The organism is Sphingomonas sp. UYP23 (assembly GCF_054059235.1).
The window spans coordinates 25,845-39,559 of sequence record NZ_JBSSBX010000001.1; the positions used below are offsets into that span (position 1 = coordinate 25,845).

At 64.4% G+C, this 13,715-nt stretch carries 21 protein-coding genes; 4 read left to right on the top strand and 17 right to left on the bottom strand.

The genetic code is table 11. The features are described 5' to 3' along the window. Window positions 1–4 precede the first annotated feature (4 nt). Complete coding sequence (locus tag ACVWYO_RS00125; RefSeq protein ID WP_457348093.1) at window positions 5–460, bottom strand: YybH family protein; 456 nt, start codon at window positions 458–460, stop codon at window positions 5–7. An 11-nt stretch (window positions 461–471) separates the two neighbouring features. Continuing rightward, complete coding sequence (locus tag ACVWYO_RS00130) at window positions 472–2,460, bottom strand: putative bifunctional diguanylate cyclase/phosphodiesterase (protein ID WP_457348095.1); 1,989 nt, start codon at window positions 2,458–2,460, stop codon at window positions 472–474. A 195-nt stretch (window positions 2,461–2,655) separates the two neighbouring features. Between ACVWYO_RS00130 and ACVWYO_RS00135 the strand changes: the two genes are divergently transcribed. After that, a complete protein-coding gene (locus ACVWYO_RS00135) occupies window positions 2,656–3,450 on the top strand; it encodes an NAD kinase (protein ID WP_457348097.1) in 795 nt (264 codons plus the stop codon). Between the two features lie 162 nt (window positions 3,451–3,612). Here ACVWYO_RS00135 and ACVWYO_RS00140 read toward each other — a convergent pair whose 3' ends face one another. From ACVWYO_RS00140 to ACVWYO_RS00205, 14 genes are all read right to left on the bottom strand, one after another. Beyond that, on the bottom strand, window positions 3,613–3,813 hold the full coding sequence (locus ACVWYO_RS00140; protein ID WP_457348099.1) for a helix-turn-helix transcriptional regulator: 201 nt from the start codon (window positions 3,811–3,813) through the stop codon (window positions 3,613–3,615). A gap of 4 nt (window positions 3,814–3,817) precedes the next feature. Next, window positions 3,818–4,729, bottom strand: coding sequence for a hypothetical protein (locus tag ACVWYO_RS00145; protein WP_457348101.1), 912 nt, complete (start codon window positions 4,727–4,729; stop codon window positions 3,818–3,820). 63 nt (window positions 4,730–4,792) lie between these two features. Beyond that, window positions 4,793–5,116 carry a hypothetical protein gene (locus ACVWYO_RS00150; protein ID WP_457348102.1) on the bottom strand — a complete coding sequence of 108 codons (324 nt, stop codon included), beginning with the start codon at window positions 5,114–5,116 and terminating at the stop codon, window positions 4,793–4,795. Next, a complete protein-coding gene (locus ACVWYO_RS00155) occupies window positions 5,113–5,709 on the bottom strand; it encodes a J domain-containing protein (RefSeq protein WP_457348104.1) in 597 nt (198 codons plus the stop codon). The genes ACVWYO_RS00150 and ACVWYO_RS00155 overlap by 4 nt, the downstream gene beginning before the upstream one ends. Further along, window positions 5,706–7,520 (bottom strand): ParB/RepB/Spo0J family partition protein, encoded by a 1,815-nt coding sequence (locus ACVWYO_RS00160; RefSeq protein ID WP_457348105.1) that lies wholly within the window; start codon window positions 7,518–7,520, stop codon window positions 5,706–5,708. The genes ACVWYO_RS00155 and ACVWYO_RS00160 overlap by 4 nt, the downstream gene beginning before the upstream one ends. Before the next feature lie 379 nt (window positions 7,521–7,899). Beyond that, the gene (locus ACVWYO_RS00165) at window positions 7,900–8,130 is read right to left on the bottom strand and encodes a hypothetical protein (protein ID WP_457348108.1); all 231 of its coding nucleotides are present in this window, start codon (window positions 8,128–8,130) and stop codon (window positions 7,900–7,902) included. Next, a complete protein-coding gene (locus tag ACVWYO_RS00170; protein ID WP_457348110.1) occupies window positions 8,127–8,396 on the bottom strand; it encodes a hypothetical protein in 270 nt (89 codons plus the stop codon). Before ACVWYO_RS00170 ends, ACVWYO_RS00165 begins: the two co-directional genes overlap by 4 nt. Next, a complete protein-coding gene (locus ACVWYO_RS00175; protein WP_457348112.1) occupies window positions 8,393–9,610 on the bottom strand; it encodes a phage Gp37/Gp68 family protein in 1,218 nt (405 codons plus the stop codon). Before ACVWYO_RS00175 ends, ACVWYO_RS00170 begins: the two co-directional genes overlap by 4 nt. Beyond that, window positions 9,610–9,849, bottom strand: a complete 240-nt coding sequence (locus tag ACVWYO_RS00180; RefSeq protein ID WP_457348113.1) for a DUF2312 domain-containing protein — start codon at window positions 9,847–9,849, stop codon at window positions 9,610–9,612. Before ACVWYO_RS00180 ends, ACVWYO_RS00175 begins: the two co-directional genes overlap by 1 nt. Continuing rightward, the gene (locus ACVWYO_RS00185) at window positions 9,846–10,064 is read right to left on the bottom strand and encodes a hypothetical protein (RefSeq protein ID WP_457348115.1); all 219 of its coding nucleotides are present in this window, start codon (window positions 10,062–10,064) and stop codon (window positions 9,846–9,848) included. Before ACVWYO_RS00185 ends, ACVWYO_RS00180 begins: the two co-directional genes overlap by 4 nt. Before the next feature lie 62 nt (window positions 10,065–10,126). Continuing rightward, the gene (locus tag ACVWYO_RS00190; RefSeq protein WP_457348116.1) at window positions 10,127–10,327 is read right to left on the bottom strand and encodes a hypothetical protein; all 201 of its coding nucleotides are present in this window, start codon (window positions 10,325–10,327) and stop codon (window positions 10,127–10,129) included. 79 nt (window positions 10,328–10,406) lie between these two features. Further along, window positions 10,407–10,817, bottom strand: coding sequence for a helix-turn-helix domain-containing protein (locus ACVWYO_RS00195; RefSeq protein WP_457348118.1), 411 nt, complete (start codon window positions 10,815–10,817; stop codon window positions 10,407–10,409). Then, a complete protein-coding gene (locus ACVWYO_RS00200; protein ID WP_457348120.1) occupies window positions 10,814–11,029 on the bottom strand; it encodes a hypothetical protein in 216 nt (71 codons plus the stop codon). The genes ACVWYO_RS00195 and ACVWYO_RS00200 overlap by 4 nt, the downstream gene beginning before the upstream one ends. A 102-nt stretch (window positions 11,030–11,131) precedes the next feature. Continuing rightward, window positions 11,132–11,593 carry a hypothetical protein gene (locus ACVWYO_RS00205; protein WP_457348121.1) on the bottom strand — a complete coding sequence of 154 codons (462 nt, stop codon included), beginning with the start codon at window positions 11,591–11,593 and terminating at the stop codon, window positions 11,132–11,134. Window positions 11,594–11,908: 315 nt separating this feature from the next. Here ACVWYO_RS00205 and ACVWYO_RS00210 point away from each other — a divergent pair, with 315 nt between their 5' ends. After that, window positions 11,909–12,136, top strand: a complete 228-nt coding sequence (locus ACVWYO_RS00210; protein ID WP_457348123.1) for a hypothetical protein — start codon at window positions 11,909–11,911, stop codon at window positions 12,134–12,136. A gap of 183 nt (window positions 12,137–12,319) precedes the next feature. Here ACVWYO_RS00210 and ACVWYO_RS00215 read toward each other — a convergent pair whose 3' ends face one another. After that, entirely contained in the window at window positions 12,320–12,625 is a 306-nt protein-coding gene (locus ACVWYO_RS00215; RefSeq protein ID WP_457348124.1) for a hypothetical protein, read from the bottom strand. A 52-nt stretch (window positions 12,626–12,677) separates the two neighbouring features. On the opposite strand from ACVWYO_RS00215, the gene ACVWYO_RS00220 reads away from it, so the two are divergent. Beyond that, complete coding sequence (locus ACVWYO_RS00220) at window positions 12,678–13,040, top strand: helix-turn-helix domain-containing protein (protein WP_457348125.1); 363 nt, start codon at window positions 12,678–12,680, stop codon at window positions 13,038–13,040. 51 nt (window positions 13,041–13,091) lie between these two features. Continuing rightward, window positions 13,092–13,631 carry a hypothetical protein gene (locus ACVWYO_RS00225; protein ID WP_457348126.1) on the top strand — a complete coding sequence of 180 codons (540 nt, stop codon included), beginning with the start codon at window positions 13,092–13,094 and terminating at the stop codon, window positions 13,629–13,631. Window positions 13,632–13,715 lie beyond the last annotated feature (84 nt).

Consider the following 13,715-nt stretch of genomic DNA (forward strand, 5'->3'; position numbering starts at 1 on the left):
TGTCTCAGGAACTATGGTCGGCGATGATCCGCCAGCCGGCGGGTTCCTTGCGGAAGACAAGCGACGTCATTCCCGACTGCTCTTTCCCATCAGCCGCGCGCAGCGTGTAGCGCCCGATATAGAGCGCATGCGCGCGATCGAGCAGCCGGAAGTCGAGCGTGACGAAGCGCAGCACCCCGCGCTTCGCTGCATCGCCGAAATCATATTTGGTGCGATAGCGCTCGGCCATCACCGCCTTGCCGCGCAATACCCCGGTCTTGGTGACGAAGCTGGTGTCGGGCGCATCCGAATAGACGCGCATGAACCGCGCGAGATCGCCCGCATTCCAGCCCTCCGCGCTGTCGGCCATCGCCGCCACGACCCCGGCTTGCGGTACAACCTGCGTCGCACGCTCGGGCGGCTGCGCCCGCACGGCCAGCGGTGCCGCAATCAAGAACACACCAGCAAAAAGGCGCTGCATCCCCAACTCCCCTACCGTTCCACCAACGCGACCAGCGCTTCGACCGAGATCGGCTCGGCGCACAGGAACCCTTGGTAAATCTGACAACCCTCGGCCGCCAGCGCCTCGAGCTGGGGCTGGGTCTCCACCCCTTCGGCAATCACCGTCAGTCCGAGCGACCGCGCCATGTCGATCACACCACGCACCACGATCCGGTCGCGTGCCGACCCGGTAATGTCCTGCGCCAGCTTCTTGTCGATCTTGAGGTAATCGAGCGGCAGCGCCTTGAGGTAGGCCAGCGACGAATAGCCCGTCCCGAAATCATCGATCGCGATCCGGCACCCCGCGCCGCGCAGCACCGAGAGCAATCCCGATGCGATCCCGAGGTCCTCGATCAGCCCGCTTTCGGTGATTTCGAGCGTGAGGCGCGACCGCGGGAAGCCGCTCGCATCGACCCGGTCGAGGAACAGATCGGCAAAGCCCGGACGCGCGATGTCGGCCGCGGTGAGGTTGAGCGACAGCCGCAGCCGCGCAAGCGCCTGGGGCCAGGCCGCCGCCTGTGCGAGCACGATCTTCTGGATATGGTCCGACAGTCCGATCTCGAGATCGGCCCGCGCCGCCGCGGCGAACAGCGTCTCGGCCCCGATCGTGCCGAGCACGCCATGCTCCCAGCGTGCGAGCGCCTCGACCCCGACGATCGCACCGGTCGAGACCGAGACCTGCGGCTGGTACAGCACGCCGATCTCGCCCCGTTCGAGCGCGTGATTGAGTTCGACCGCAAGCCGGTCGATCGGCGCCTCGCCGCCCTCGGCATCGGCGACGCGCATCGTCGCGGTATCCGACTCGCGCGCGTCGGCGAGCGCTTCGCTGACGCGGCGCAACAGGCTTGCCGCGCTGTCGTCTCCCAGCGCCTCGGCAAGCCCGATCCGGCAGCCGAGTACCGCGATTGAGTCCCCCGTGACGAACGGCCGCGCCAACGCACTCGCGATCCGCTCGACCGCCAGGTCGATGCGTGGCCGGATGCTGCGCGCCGCGACAAGGAAGGTCGATCCGCTGAGCCGCACGATCAACGCGTCACGACCGAGGATTTCGCGCACGACGTCGTCGATCCGCTTCTGCGCGCTGCTCAGCAAGGCGTCGCCGGTCGCCCGCCCGTATGCGGTATTGACCATGTCGAAGCGGTTGAGCGCGATCAGCATCGCATGGAGCGGGGCACCCGTCTCTTCGCTCAACCGCCGCGTCAGCCAGCGCCGCGCGCTGCCGGCATCACGCGCCCCAGCGAGCGATTCGCGCAGCTCGGCGGCAGGCTCGGGTGCGCTGCCGAGTGGTTCGACCACCGCGTCGATCTGCGCGTTCTCGCAATCGAGCTGGAGGTGCTGGACGACGCGTCCGATGCTGGTCAGGTCCGAATCGTGCGCAAAGGCGGTGGCGGGCCGGTCGGGCGAGAGACGGCGCAGCGCGGCCACCGCCGCGGCGCGATCGGGCCGATCGAACCGGCGCAGCATCGCCCGGACACTCGGCGCGTCATCGATCGCGAGCAAGGCGGCGAGGCCAGGCGTCAGGATCAGCGTGCGGCTGATGAAATCATAGCGCCAGCCGAGCGGCGCAAAGACCGGTCCTGCCGCCCATTCGCGGGCCATCCGCACCGCATGGCGCGCGGCAAAGCGTACCGCCTGGAGGAATTCGGCCTCGCTGAACGGGCTCGCGAGAAAATGCGTCGCGCCGGCATCGTACAACATCGTCACCGTCGCCGCCTCGCCGCGCGAGACCAAGGCGAGCAGCGCCCCGCCGTTTGCCTCGACCGCGCCGCTGATCGTGCGTGCCGCGGTGACGCCCTCGCTGGGCGCCCCGCGCGCGTCGATCACCGCGACGGCGGCGCCGCTCGACAGGAAACGTCGCTCGGCGCCGCCCGCGCGACGTGCCGCGACGACCTGCCAGCCCGCGCCCGCGGCAAGCGAGGCCAACTCGTCGCGCTGTCGGAACGACAGGATGAAAAGCGGGGCGTTGGGCGTAACGGTCATGCAACGACCCTAATGCCGGGTGTGCGGTTAAAGAAGAGGGTGTTGCGTCCGCAATCGCCCTTGTGAGGCCCGATCCGAAGGCTTAGCTCGAGGCGAGATGACCAGCGCGCGCGTCCTTGCCGATTGTACCGACCGCAAGGCCCATGCCGGGCCGTTGCTTTCCGCACGCGCCCGACGCCACGACAGGACCCTGCGATGACACCGTCCGCCAACATGACAGGGGCTCGCCGTGCGCTCGTCGCCTCGCCGGCACAGGCCGCGCAGGATGCCGCAGCGATGCTCGCCGACGCGCATGATTGGGTGCCGGTCGAGGACGCCGAGCTGATCGTCGCGCTCGGCGGCGACGGGTTCATGCTCCAGACGCTCCATGCGATGCTCGAGCGGCGCAAGCCGGTCGTCCCGGTGTTCGGAATGAACCTCGGCACGGTCGGCTTCTTGATGAACGAATGGCGTCCGCACGGGCTCGATGCGCGGCTCGAGCGGATCAAGGCGTTCAAGGTCGTGCCGCTCGCAATGACGGCGACGACGGTCGGCGGCGAGAGCTTTGCCCTGCCCGCGATCAACGAAGTTTCGCTGCTGCGCGAGACGCGGCAGACCGCCAAGCTCGAAGTCACCGTCAACGACCGCGTCGTGCTGCCCGAGCTCGCCTGCGACGGCATCCTTGTCGCCACGCCCGCGGGTTCGACCGCCTATAATCTCTCGGCGCAGGGCCCGATCCTGCCGCTCGGCTCGAACATGCTCGCGCTGACGCCGATCAGCCCGTTCCGCCCGCGGCGCTGGCGTGGAGCGATTCTGCCCGACAAGGCGCGGATCACGCTGCGTGTGCTCGACCCCGCCAAGCGGCCGGTCAGCGCGGTCGCGGACCAGCGCGAGATTCGCGACGTCGCGCGCGTCGAGATCATGATCGACCGCACGCGCGAGCTGACGCTGCTGTTCGATCCCGAACATGCGCTCGACGATCGCATAACGATGGAACAGTTCGCGGTCTGATGTCCGCTAGCCGGCGCTGATGGAGCGCATCGGCTGGAGCCTGCAGGAAATGGCTCCCCGAGTTGGTGTTGGATCGCATCACTTGCCCCTTGTCTTTAGACGTATTTTTCATGGTGTGGTCGGGGCGGTGCCCCCGCCGGTGACCCCAATTGGGTCACGAAATCAGTTCGGAATTTCGACTTCCGGCCTGCTTTTTTTCCAGGCTTGGATGTCGCTTTCGAACCAGCCGGTCCGATTCGCGCTCAGGATGACCTTCCGCGGAAAGTTACCGGCGCGGTGCAGGCGGTTGATCGTCGCCCGGCTCAATCCGATTTCGGCGGTGACGTCCTTTATTGCCAGAAAACGGCCCGACTGCTCGCTCATCACCTTACCCTTCCTCGCACGAGAGGGCGGCGGCACGGTCTAGACGTTCGATCTCAGCGACTAAGAGCGCGGCAGCGCGTACAAGATTGGTCCGCCGATCCTTCGGCTTCCATTCCCAGCGATACGGCCACACTTGGTGCGGAGTACGGAACTGCGAAATCCAAAACGGCCCCGCGTTGCCGCGGCCGCTGTCGGCTAACGCATAGCAGGCCGCAGCCCGGGGAAGCGCTTGGTCGCTGTCGTTCGTATCGTAATGCTTGGGCGTCCAGCCGAGCGCTGATTTCTGACGCTCGCGCTCCGCTGAGACATCGGAGATTACCACCCCGTGGCCCTCCCCCATACGCATGGCGGCGAGTGCCGATTCAAGGGCGTCGATCGTTCGGATGAAGCGCATTACGGTAGTGCGGTTTGCGACGACCTCATGGCCCCCACCACCCTTGCGCCAGACCTCGTCCATCGTCGGCCGATCCATCCGGTCATGGCCAGCGAACGCAAGATCATACCCGTTGGCGGGAATCTTTGTGCTTTTTGCAAATTGCTCCCCTGCGTCGGGGCGGGCGAACAGGGCCTCCAGCTTCGGCTGCATCTCGTCGCGCCAAACGGCGGTGGGGGACGCAGCGCGCGCGCCAATGCCGAGCATCTCTGCGATCTCGTAGAACGCGGTCGCATAGCCGTCACCCGAAGCGGGGATCGCTGTCTGCCCCGGTTCGTTGCTGCCGGTACAGGCAAACCGGTGATCACCAGCGTGCGGACACCGCTTGTTCCCGCAAGTCTCGCACAGGAACATGCGGATGATTCTCGCATCGAAGCAGAACGGCCCGTCAGTTTTCGGGTTGGCCTTTACGGCCTCCCGGGTGCAGCGATCGCAGGTGCAATCGCGTATCGGCGCAGCTTCCGGGGTGTCAGTCGTACCCATAATCATCATCCTTGATTGAGCGGGCGCGGAAGAACGCGGCGAGCGCGTGGAGAAGGTGGCTGATCAAAGCGGCACCTGCTCAATTCTGCCCCGCATCGCCGGCGCCGGTACGCGAACATCAGTCGGGAAAAATGCAGGTCGACCGAGGATTTGGATCCTGCACCAGCCGATCGGGATCGACCCGAAGTGCTCGTGACCCTCTGGATACGGCTTGCCGTAGGTGCCTCGCAGCCATTCAGCGCGATCCTTCGGCGCGTTCCACGGTATGCGCCGCTTCCACGCCTTCCCGGGTGTCGTTCCGGTTGGAAGCGACAGGCTATATTCGGGCAGATCGTCGAATTCGCGTTGGGTAAGGACCCGCGAGTCGCTGGCGTTCAGCCCGCTCATGACAGCGTCCGTGCAGCGATCGCGGCGTCGCGCGCGAGGTTCAGGTCGAGCAGCTTACGATCATCGCCGACCGCGGCTTTCGCCCGGTGACGGTACTCGGCATTGATCTCCTCGATCGATGCATCGGTGTGCAGCGCCAGGACGGCGGTCCAGTGACGCTGAGCGATCGGCGCGGGAAGCGCCTGATATCCGGCGAACGCTTGCTCAGCGGTCCCCACCCCCCACCGGTCCATACCCCGGAGCGCCTCAATGTGCTTCGCGAGCGCGACGATGTTGTCCGCGACGCGGGTCCAGCGATCGCACGCCAGCACCGTCTGCTTGCCTTTGAGGGTAAAATAGACAGCGACGCCCGGGTCACTCGGATCGCCACGGTCACTTCGCGGCTGGCCATCAAGTCGCAACTCGACGTTGGTCGATAGCGTGACGAGCGACACCCGCAGCAGATCTAGCTCGCGCTGTAAACGCTCTCGCGCGGTCGCAATCGTCGCAGACTTCATCCAGCCATCGCTGCCGCGCTGCTTGAATGGGGCAGAGGCGCGCGCCTGCGCGCGCGGCCAGCCGGTTGGCCACTGGAGAGGATACGCTTGGGTCATACAGCGTCACCGTTCGCGGCTACCGCCGCGCCGATCGCCGCGTCGAATTCTTCACGCGTCGCATAGGTCGCGTCGACATCGGCCGTGTCGAAGTTTGCGAGCAGGCCAAGCCAGGTCTCGACGTAGCTTTCGCTTTCCTCGCCGATCACCGAATAGGCGCCCGCATCGTCTCGCGCCCAAGGCTCGCCGTCGATCACGACGACCGCCGGCGGCTCCATAGCCTCCAGCGTTGTGGCGCGCGCCTCAAGCGCTGCCGCGTTCTCGGCGGCGGCGGCTTCCGCCGCGATCGCCGCATCCGAGCGCGCCAGCTCCGCTGCCGCATGTTCGTCGGCCGCTTCCTCTAGATGCGCATCCATCTGCGCCTCGGTGACGTAGATCTGCAGCGCGACGAGCTTCCCGCCTTCGGGTAACCCGGGAACGCTAGCGATTGGCTTCTCGAGCGGATTGATGTTCCAGCCCGCGCGGGGCCAGAAAGCTCGCCCCTCAAGATGCGTACCGACGAACGGCCCTGCCGCCTTGCGGAAGGCAAGCAGCCTGATTTCCTGCTCCCGGCGCGCGGCCGCGTAATCCTCGGGCGACATTGCTGCGGCCGGTGCCGGCGGTTGAACTGTCGGCTGTACCGCCTCTTTGTGTTCCTTCGGGACGAAGAAGCCCTTGGCGTACGGCGCCAGCTCGCCCTTCGTATCGATGCCGACGAGCACATGGACTGGGATACGGTTGTTGCGCGCGGTCTTCCACATGCGCGCGGCCGCGCCTGGGTCGTACTGATGCGCGACCCAGGCGAGGCCGGTCGGTGCTTTTGGATCGAGCCCGTAGGGCGGGTAGACCAGATCCTGCAGCTTGACGAAGCCGGCGACCGTCTCACACTCAAACTCCGCCGCCATCTCGGGCAGGCGTCGGATCATCTGGAAGTCAATTTGCTCGTGCGCGAGCGTCTCGAGCGCCGCGGTATCGACCAACGTCCGCTCTGTGCCCTGCTCAGCGAATAGGTCGTCCTCGTAGCGGCCGCCGCGGCGCTCATATGCCGCGGCGCCGACGAAGAGATAGAGCGGGTGAGAAGTCTTGATAGTCTTGGCGCGCAGATCCCACCGGATCCGCTCCGGATCATGCGGGCGGTATGGCGTTTTCGACTGCCGCTTAAAGACCTCTGCCTGCGCGGTCGCATCTTGCGTCGTCGCATAGGCCATCGCTGCGTCGAGCGTGATCGAGCGCTCGGCCAGCGCATCGATGATCACCGGTGCCAGTTCGGCGAGCCGAAGCCGCTGCCGCACGACGCGTTCGCTATAGCCGAAGCGCTTCGCGAGCTCGGTCGGCGACGTGTTGCCCCGATCCATCAGCGCCTTAAAGCCGAAGCATTCGTCGACGGGTGACATCGTACGGTGGCCGAGGTTCTCGGACAGCGACAGTTCGATCGCGTCTTCCTGGTCACGGATCAGAACTGGGACTGGGAACTCGTCGCCGATCGCGCCGCGCGTAGCGAGCTCCTGCATGGCCTGCAGGCGCCGGCCGCCGCCGACGATGTAGACCTTTGCCTGATCTTCCGGCCACTCGCTCAAATAGCCGATGAGCGAGGTAAGCAGTCCATGCGCTGCAATGTCATCGGCGAGCGCCTGAACGTCCTCGTCCATGCGCTTGTGCCGGACATTTTCGGGTGCGCGGCGCAAACGGCCAAGCGCAATGGGCTGCGGTGCCGATGGAACGATCGTCGCGGCGATCGGCGTGGCGATTGCCTCGGATGGCACGATTTCGACCTTAGTGATCTTGGCTGCGCGTTTCGCGCGTGTCTTTGCAAAAGCGGTCATGTCGTTCATGGGGCGGGTGTCTCCGGTGCCAGTGTCTTGGTGCCGCGAGCCTCTTTCCGAACGGGGCGGCTTAGGTTGCTCACACCGGCAGCGGGAACTGCTGGCGCTTCGGAATTCGAGTGGCGGGCTGGCAGCGATGCCGGCCCGCTAAATGTGCTGGTGATCGCGTCCTCGATGTCGATCTGGCGCGGGTCGTGCGCCTCAATCCCGTACCGAACTGACATCGCAACATCGCACCAGGTCGCGTGTCCTGTCGCATCGTGGTGGCGCGCGGCGGTGCCTTGGGCGGAGCCGCCGTGCCAGTGTGCATCCATACCGTGGCACACGAAGCAGCCGGCGATTACGTCGCGGCTGGTCGAGGTTACCCGGGTGGCAAATGCAGACCGTTTCATGCCGGCGTGCCCCCGCGAGCGTTAATCGCCTCGACGATCAAGGCGGCGATCGCCGACACGTCGTCGTCGCTGCGCTCGTAGTGGCCGTCGACGACGAAGATCTCGAGGCCCTCGTCATCGATGACCGACCCGATTTCTTCGTCGCAGAGGCGCAGAGGTAGGCGAACATCGAGCTTTCGCAGCTCATTCGCGTAGACGGCGCGACTAAGGTCGCTCAGCCGGATCATGGCCGGGTCTCGCCGCGGGCTGCCGCGCGGGCGGCGCGCCAGCGATCAAACGCCTCGCGATGCGTCGGGCACAGGTCTTTCTCTGCCGCCGCCGGATAGGTGCAGCGGCTGCAAAGCGGCGCATCGCAGGTCCCGCGTTTTTTGGCTGGGACCTTCCAGTCGCACAGCAGGGTTGCCGCACGACCGCAGGCACAGCGCTCGCGCTTCCTGGACGAGCAGACGATCGCGCGCAGATCGTTTGGCATGGCAACGACGTCGCACGTCATGCCGGCATCCCGTCGTGGGTGACGCCGCCGAGAAGGCGCCCAGCTCTACCTTTGCCGACCGCCATCATGGTCATGGCGTACGTACCTTGGAGAAAGGCACCCCACTCGTACATTTCGCAGCCATCGAAGCGCTTGCCGTCGCGATGGAGGACGCACTGGTCGACCTTGCAGCGACGGGAAGCATCGGGACGATTCGCTGGCGCCGGAAAGTAGCAGGCCTCGATAAGCTCCGCGTCGATCGCGCTCACCGGTGCCCAGTGGCCCCATTGCTTGAAGAGGAACGGCACACCCGCCTTGTGGCATTGGTCGCGCAGCTGCTCGGCCCAATCGGGATGCATAGGGCGGGCGCCGGGGCCACTCTCGCCGCCGACGATTACCCAGTCGAGGCTGGGAACCGGAGCGCACGGACGACACATGTCGTCATGCTCTCCGGTCAGCGCGTTGATCCAGTAGAAATCGGGCTGATCAGCCCGCGCACTGCAGTCGATGTTCGTCAGGCGCACCGGCCCGAGCAAAGGCTCGGCGGAGATGAACCGCACCGCAGCTGGCGTCGCCAGCAGATCGGGAATGCGCTCGTCGGCGCGCTGCTGATCCTCGACCGAGACGCCCAGCCAGACATTCGGAAAGGGCCAGTCGATCCACGTCGGATAGGAGCGGTTGGGCTGTTCGCGGAAAAACATGTCCGAGGCGATGCCGCCCTTAACGGCCCAAGCTGTCAACTTGGCCGACCCGGCCATGTGCCGGTGGAACTCATTGATTCCGCGCTCAGGATTGGGCGCTCCTACATATCTAAGCTGTGCGGCGACGGTGCAAATGCGACGCACGACGTCTGGAGCCGACATATACGCGCGCATCCGCGCCGATCGCTTTGTCAGGATCTGGTGTGAGTGCTGCGGCGTCAGCGCACAGACGGCAAACACCTTGTCGATCCACTCGTCGGGCACGCTGTCATGGAACAGGTCACCGTGCGCGTTCCAGAAGATGCGCCGTGCGCGCTTCCACGCAAGCGGCTGCAGCAACTGCTTCTCGTTTAGCCGAACCTCCCCGGTCCAAACCATGCCGCCAGCGGTCATTCGCGTCAGGCCGCGCCGCGCGTCGAACCGATGCGCCTGCTTCATGGCGTAACAGAGCTTGCAGCCGGGCGAGAGAACGCTGCAGCCGTTGACCGCGTTCACCGTCGCGTCGGTCCACTCGATTTTTGTGCGGTCCGCCATCAGTCTAGGCCGAGGGCGTGCTTGTAGGTTTCAAGGAGCGCCTCCGCTTCGTCGCGGTGATGCTTCTCCATCTTGCGAAGGCGGACTATCGCGCGGATCGTCTTCACGTCGAAGCCGGTCGATTTCGCCTCGCCGTAGACGTCCTTCACGTCGTCGGCGATGCCCTTCTTCTCTTCCTCAAGGCGTTCGATGCGCTCGATCAGGAGGCGAAGCTGGTCCGCGGCGACGATGTCGCTCACTGGATCGATTCCTTCGCGCAGCCGCGGCCCATGCCGGCGACCAGACCGAGTGCCTGCTCCACGAATTCGGCCGCTTCCAAAGCGGGCAGCGCGACATTGACCTCTCGACCGTCCGCCGCGACCGCGGCGATGATCAGGTAATCGCGCCCACAGCAATCGCAGCGATGCCAGGCCGTACCAACCGTTGGCGCGTTACCCGGGCCATGAGCAGGCACGCTGTTGCCAAATGCTCCTGTAAACCGGTGCCACGCCGTGTCGGCAGAGATCCGATCATGGCTCACAGGGCGAACAGCGCGCGAAGCCCAGCGCCGCCAGAGACAAGATCGATGGCAATAACCAGCGAAATACCGGACAGCATCATGCCGGCCGCGCCCACCAGGCGACCACTCTGATCAGAGGGGGCGCCGCGGTAGCAGCATGGGCCCGCGCAATCCGCGGAATGCAGGCGCGCCGGGCGAACGATGACATCGTGCTTCATGCTGTCTCCTCCAGGTGAGTAATCGCGATCGAAGGGCACCTAACCCGTCGGCTGCAGCGGTCAGTGGGACGATCGGCGCTCATGCCGGCACGCTCTCAGCGCTAGGACCGTCAATTTTGTCACCGCAGACGTTGCAGAGGAGGTCATCAAGGACCCACCAGCAGCCCGATCCGTCAGCGTCGAAGCAAGGGTCGCGCTCGCTGCAGGCGCAGATCCGACAAAGCGGAGGGTGCGGTATGTCCACCCCCTGCCCGATCGCTTCGAGCTGCGCCAAAACGGTTAGGTCGAAACGAAAAATTTGGCGCAACGCGACGATCGTTCGGAAGGTCGCCGGCATGACATCGCCTTCGATCGACTTGATCCACAGGACCCGCATGCGTTCCGAAAGGTGTAGTTCAGTCGCGATCCGTGCAGCGACGTCCTCTATCGAAAAACCCTGCGCCTGCCGCCGCATCTTGAGATATGCGCCTGGTGTGATCCGCGCCGTCACGACACGGCACCACAGGTCAAATCTAGGATAGGATCGACCGATGTCCGCAGCGCTGCGGCAAGCTCGAGCTTCGCGCCGACGACATAAGCGCGCGCCCGTACCACCCGGACAGCGGCTTCAAGGGACATCACGACCTGCTCCGCGGCGCGTAAGTTCGTGTCGATCGCGTCGAGTTCGGTAACGGCTCTGGTGAGAGCGGTGCGATTGCTCATGGGGGTTTCCAGGCAGCAGTTCACCGCTCCCGCTGACCGGTGTCAGCGAGGCGGTATCGATCAGGATTTGGTCAGATGCGGCGCAGTGCGCGGCGGCTGCACTTAGGGCGGCGCGGTCAGCGACCTGGTCAGCATCGGCAATGTGGCTGAGATCGCGTCGGCCGCTTCTTCAAGCTCTTTCGCAGCAGCGCGCTTGTCGGCCTCGGTCGCGCCGGGTAGCGATGCCGTGACCAGTGCGGCGTGTGCTTGGCCTCCCTCGCGGATGACCTCGACCGCCTGCAGGTGAAGCGCTGCAGCGTCGCTAAATCGCTCAGCGTTCGCTGCCTCGAGAAGCTGGCCATACGTCTCGTAGAGGGGGAAGTTCAGGCCGCCCTGGGCACGATACTCGACATCGAGCAGCACAGCGTCTTCCACGCAGATGCGGTAGCGACTGTTAGGGTCGGACAGGCTGCGGAGATAGCCGGGCTCGCGATCGGTCAGCTCGGCAGCGCGCTCGATCGTGATCTTGCCCAGCACCTTGAACAGCGTGTTCTCGATCGTAACTGGTCGACGCTCTTTGGTCATACCCCTGCCCCTTGGTGTGACTGAAAGCACGTGCCCGATGATGGCAGACGAGCCGGCACTACGCCGATAGATGAGATGGCTAACGGGCGATCGGCCCAGGGGCGACGTGATGCGTAACCGGCAAGAAGCGAGGACGAGCCATCACCGGCTTGAAGGGTGGACGCCGGCAGCGGGTGGGGCGATCCCTGCCGCCGGCGCTCGTCGCCCGAATGGCGAGCGAGGTGTAAAAGGGTGGAGCCTTTCAGGGCCGGGCTGGACGCCCGACCCCTTCCGGCTATCGTGTGGAATTCCACTTGCACACGAAGTACGAAAACCATGGACGCGGTCGAAATCGGTCTGCGACTCGCAATTGAGGCGACGATCACGGGCTTGCATCGGGCGGGTGTGCTCGACGACGGCAAACTTGCGACGGTGCTGGCAGAACTCGACGGCGCCGCGGTCGCTGCGCGACAAAACATTCCGTACTCGGCTGAATTGGTCGAGCAGATCGCGAACAACGTTAGGGTCATGGTTCGACAGACCCCGATTGAGTTTTCCGCATAGCGATTTGCGCTTTCGCCAGGCAGACATGGGCTCGCGCGACTTGTCCCAGCGCAAACTGGACTGCGGTCGTTCTTTCACCGGCAGCCGATCGCATGATCTCACCGGCGTCGCATGCTGCGGCAAGAAGCTGATATTCACGCAATCGTTGCTCAGCAAAAAGCGGGTTGGTTTCGGATGAGGCGCTCATCGTGCTGGCTCCAGCGCACCCAGGCCATCGACCGCTGGCACGGGGCGGCTTTGGTCGGTACCTTCGACCGCCGAGGGCGGCGCAACCGCGACTTTCAGGCCCAGTGCAACCGCGATGCGATGGGTCTCGCCACGCTTCCACTTGCCGCGTCCTGCGAGGACCTGATGGACCATGTTCTCTGTGAAGCCGTGCTGGCGTGCCCATTCAGTTACAACAGTCCCCGACGCCTCAAACTGAGCGCGTACAGCCGCCAATCGCTTCGCGCGCTCAATATCGTCGGTGGAGATTCCGGCGTTCAACATGTAACATGTGCCGATCTGTAAAACCTGTCGGTGTAATGTTACAAATACCAAAATGAGTCAACACATATCATCCGAAACCGAGAATTTTGCGCAGCGTGTGCGTGAGCTTCGCAGGCGCTCTGGGCTCACTCAGGCCGAGTGGGCAGAGCTCGGCGGCGTAAGTTTGGGCGCGCAGCACCGTTACGAGGCTGGAGCGACAGAACCGAACGCTTCGTACTTCGCGAAGTTAGATCGGCGGGGCATTGATATTCTGTTGCTTATTGCCGGGCGACCGTCCGCTGACGCACTAGATGGCCGAACCCAGCTGCTACTCGCCGCTTTTTTTGCTCTTCCGCCGAATATGCAGGACGCCGTTGTGACATCCACGACCGCAATCAAGAAGGCCTTGCTGGAGCAATGCCAAATTACAGATTGATACAGGAAAACTTCGCCCTAAGATCATTGCCTTGATCTAGGGCGAGGGTCGATGGCTGACGTAGATCAATATTTTTACGAGCTTGGACGATTTGCAAACCGTTTCGCGGAGATAGAGGCGTTGCTGCGATTGCAATGCGCCGTGGTTGCTGAGGTCCCTGATGAGCTAACTGGGATCATATTTGGTGAGGTAACTGCGGGGTCTGGCGGCGAAATTCTCAAGCGACTCCGCTCGGCAAAGGGTCTCGACGCTGATCCAGATCTAAGTCGCGCGCTGCTTCAACTGACTCGAATCGCTCAAACACGAAACGCCGTCCTGCACCGCGGGGTCACCTTTGGTGAGGCTGCTTTCGCCACGAAGCCTGGTCTGCCGAACAGCCGTCGTCAGCAATATCCAGTCAGCGCGGAGATTCTGCGGGCGATGTCGGTCGACCTAAACGTGATAAGCGCCGCAATGATTGTGGCGGTGCCGATCGACGAGCCTAGCTTCTTAATTTGGGCCGATGGAGTTCGGGCCGCAGCTCAAACTCCATGGCAATATATGCACGAGCCATTGCCCATGCCGAAGGATGATAACTCGGATCATCAGTAAGGCCTTCGCAAACTGCCATCCCGATATCGATAACGGATTGCGGCAGTATGTGGAGAACCCCGTCGGGGCCTACGACCTCCTGCC

What these genes read in the sequence shown, in the direction of transcription:
- ACVWYO_RS00125 (WP_457348093.1), bottom strand. Translation starts at nt 460, where the DNA reads ATGCAGCGCCTTTTTGCTGGTGTGTTCTTGATTGCGGCACCGCTGGCC.
- ACVWYO_RS00130 (WP_457348095.1), bottom strand. Translation starts at nt 2,460, where the DNA reads ATGACCGTTACGCCCAACGCCCCGCTTTTCATCCTGTCGTTCCGACAG.
- ACVWYO_RS00135 (WP_457348097.1), top strand. Translation starts at nt 2,656, where the DNA reads ATGACACCGTCCGCCAACATGACAGGGGCTCGCCGTGCGCTCGTCGCC.
- ACVWYO_RS00140 (WP_457348099.1), bottom strand. Translation starts at nt 3,813, where the DNA reads ATGAGCGAGCAGTCGGGCCGTTTTCTGGCAATAAAGGACGTCACCGCC.
- ACVWYO_RS00145 (WP_457348101.1), bottom strand. Translation starts at nt 4,729, where the DNA reads ATGGGTACGACTGACACCCCGGAAGCTGCGCCGATACGCGATTGCACC.
- ACVWYO_RS00150 (WP_457348102.1), bottom strand. Translation starts at nt 5,116, where the DNA reads ATGAGCGGGCTGAACGCCAGCGACTCGCGGGTCCTTACCCAACGCGAA.
- ACVWYO_RS00155 (WP_457348104.1), bottom strand. Translation starts at nt 5,709, where the DNA reads ATGACCCAAGCGTATCCTCTCCAGTGGCCAACCGGCTGGCCGCGCGCG.
- ACVWYO_RS00160 (WP_457348105.1), bottom strand. Translation starts at nt 7,520, where the DNA reads ATGAACGACATGACCGCTTTTGCAAAGACACGCGCGAAACGCGCAGCC.
- ACVWYO_RS00165 (WP_457348108.1), bottom strand. Translation starts at nt 8,130, where the DNA reads ATGATCCGGCTGAGCGACCTTAGTCGCGCCGTCTACGCGAATGAGCTG.
- ACVWYO_RS00170 (WP_457348110.1), bottom strand. Translation starts at nt 8,396, where the DNA reads ATGACGTGCGACGTCGTTGCCATGCCAAACGATCTGCGCGCGATCGTC.
- ACVWYO_RS00175 (WP_457348112.1), bottom strand. Translation starts at nt 9,610, where the DNA reads ATGGCGGACCGCACAAAAATCGAGTGGACCGACGCGACGGTGAACGCG.
- ACVWYO_RS00190 (WP_457348116.1), bottom strand. Translation starts at nt 10,327, where the DNA reads ATGAAGCACGATGTCATCGTTCGCCCGGCGCGCCTGCATTCCGCGGAT.
- ACVWYO_RS00200 (WP_457348120.1), bottom strand. Translation starts at nt 11,029, where the DNA reads ATGAGCAATCGCACCGCTCTCACCAGAGCCGTTACCGAACTCGACGCG.
- ACVWYO_RS00205 (WP_457348121.1), bottom strand. Translation starts at nt 11,593, where the DNA reads ATGACCAAAGAGCGTCGACCAGTTACGATCGAGAACACGCTGTTCAAG.
- ACVWYO_RS00210 (WP_457348123.1), top strand. Translation starts at nt 11,909, where the DNA reads ATGGACGCGGTCGAAATCGGTCTGCGACTCGCAATTGAGGCGACGATC.
- ACVWYO_RS00215 (WP_457348124.1), bottom strand. Translation starts at nt 12,625, where the DNA reads ATGTTGAACGCCGGAATCTCCACCGACGATATTGAGCGCGCGAAGCGA.
- ACVWYO_RS00220 (WP_457348125.1), top strand. Translation starts at nt 12,678, where the DNA reads ATGAGTCAACACATATCATCCGAAACCGAGAATTTTGCGCAGCGTGTG.
- ACVWYO_RS00225 (WP_457348126.1), top strand. Translation starts at nt 13,092, where the DNA reads ATGGCTGACGTAGATCAATATTTTTACGAGCTTGGACGATTTGCAAAC.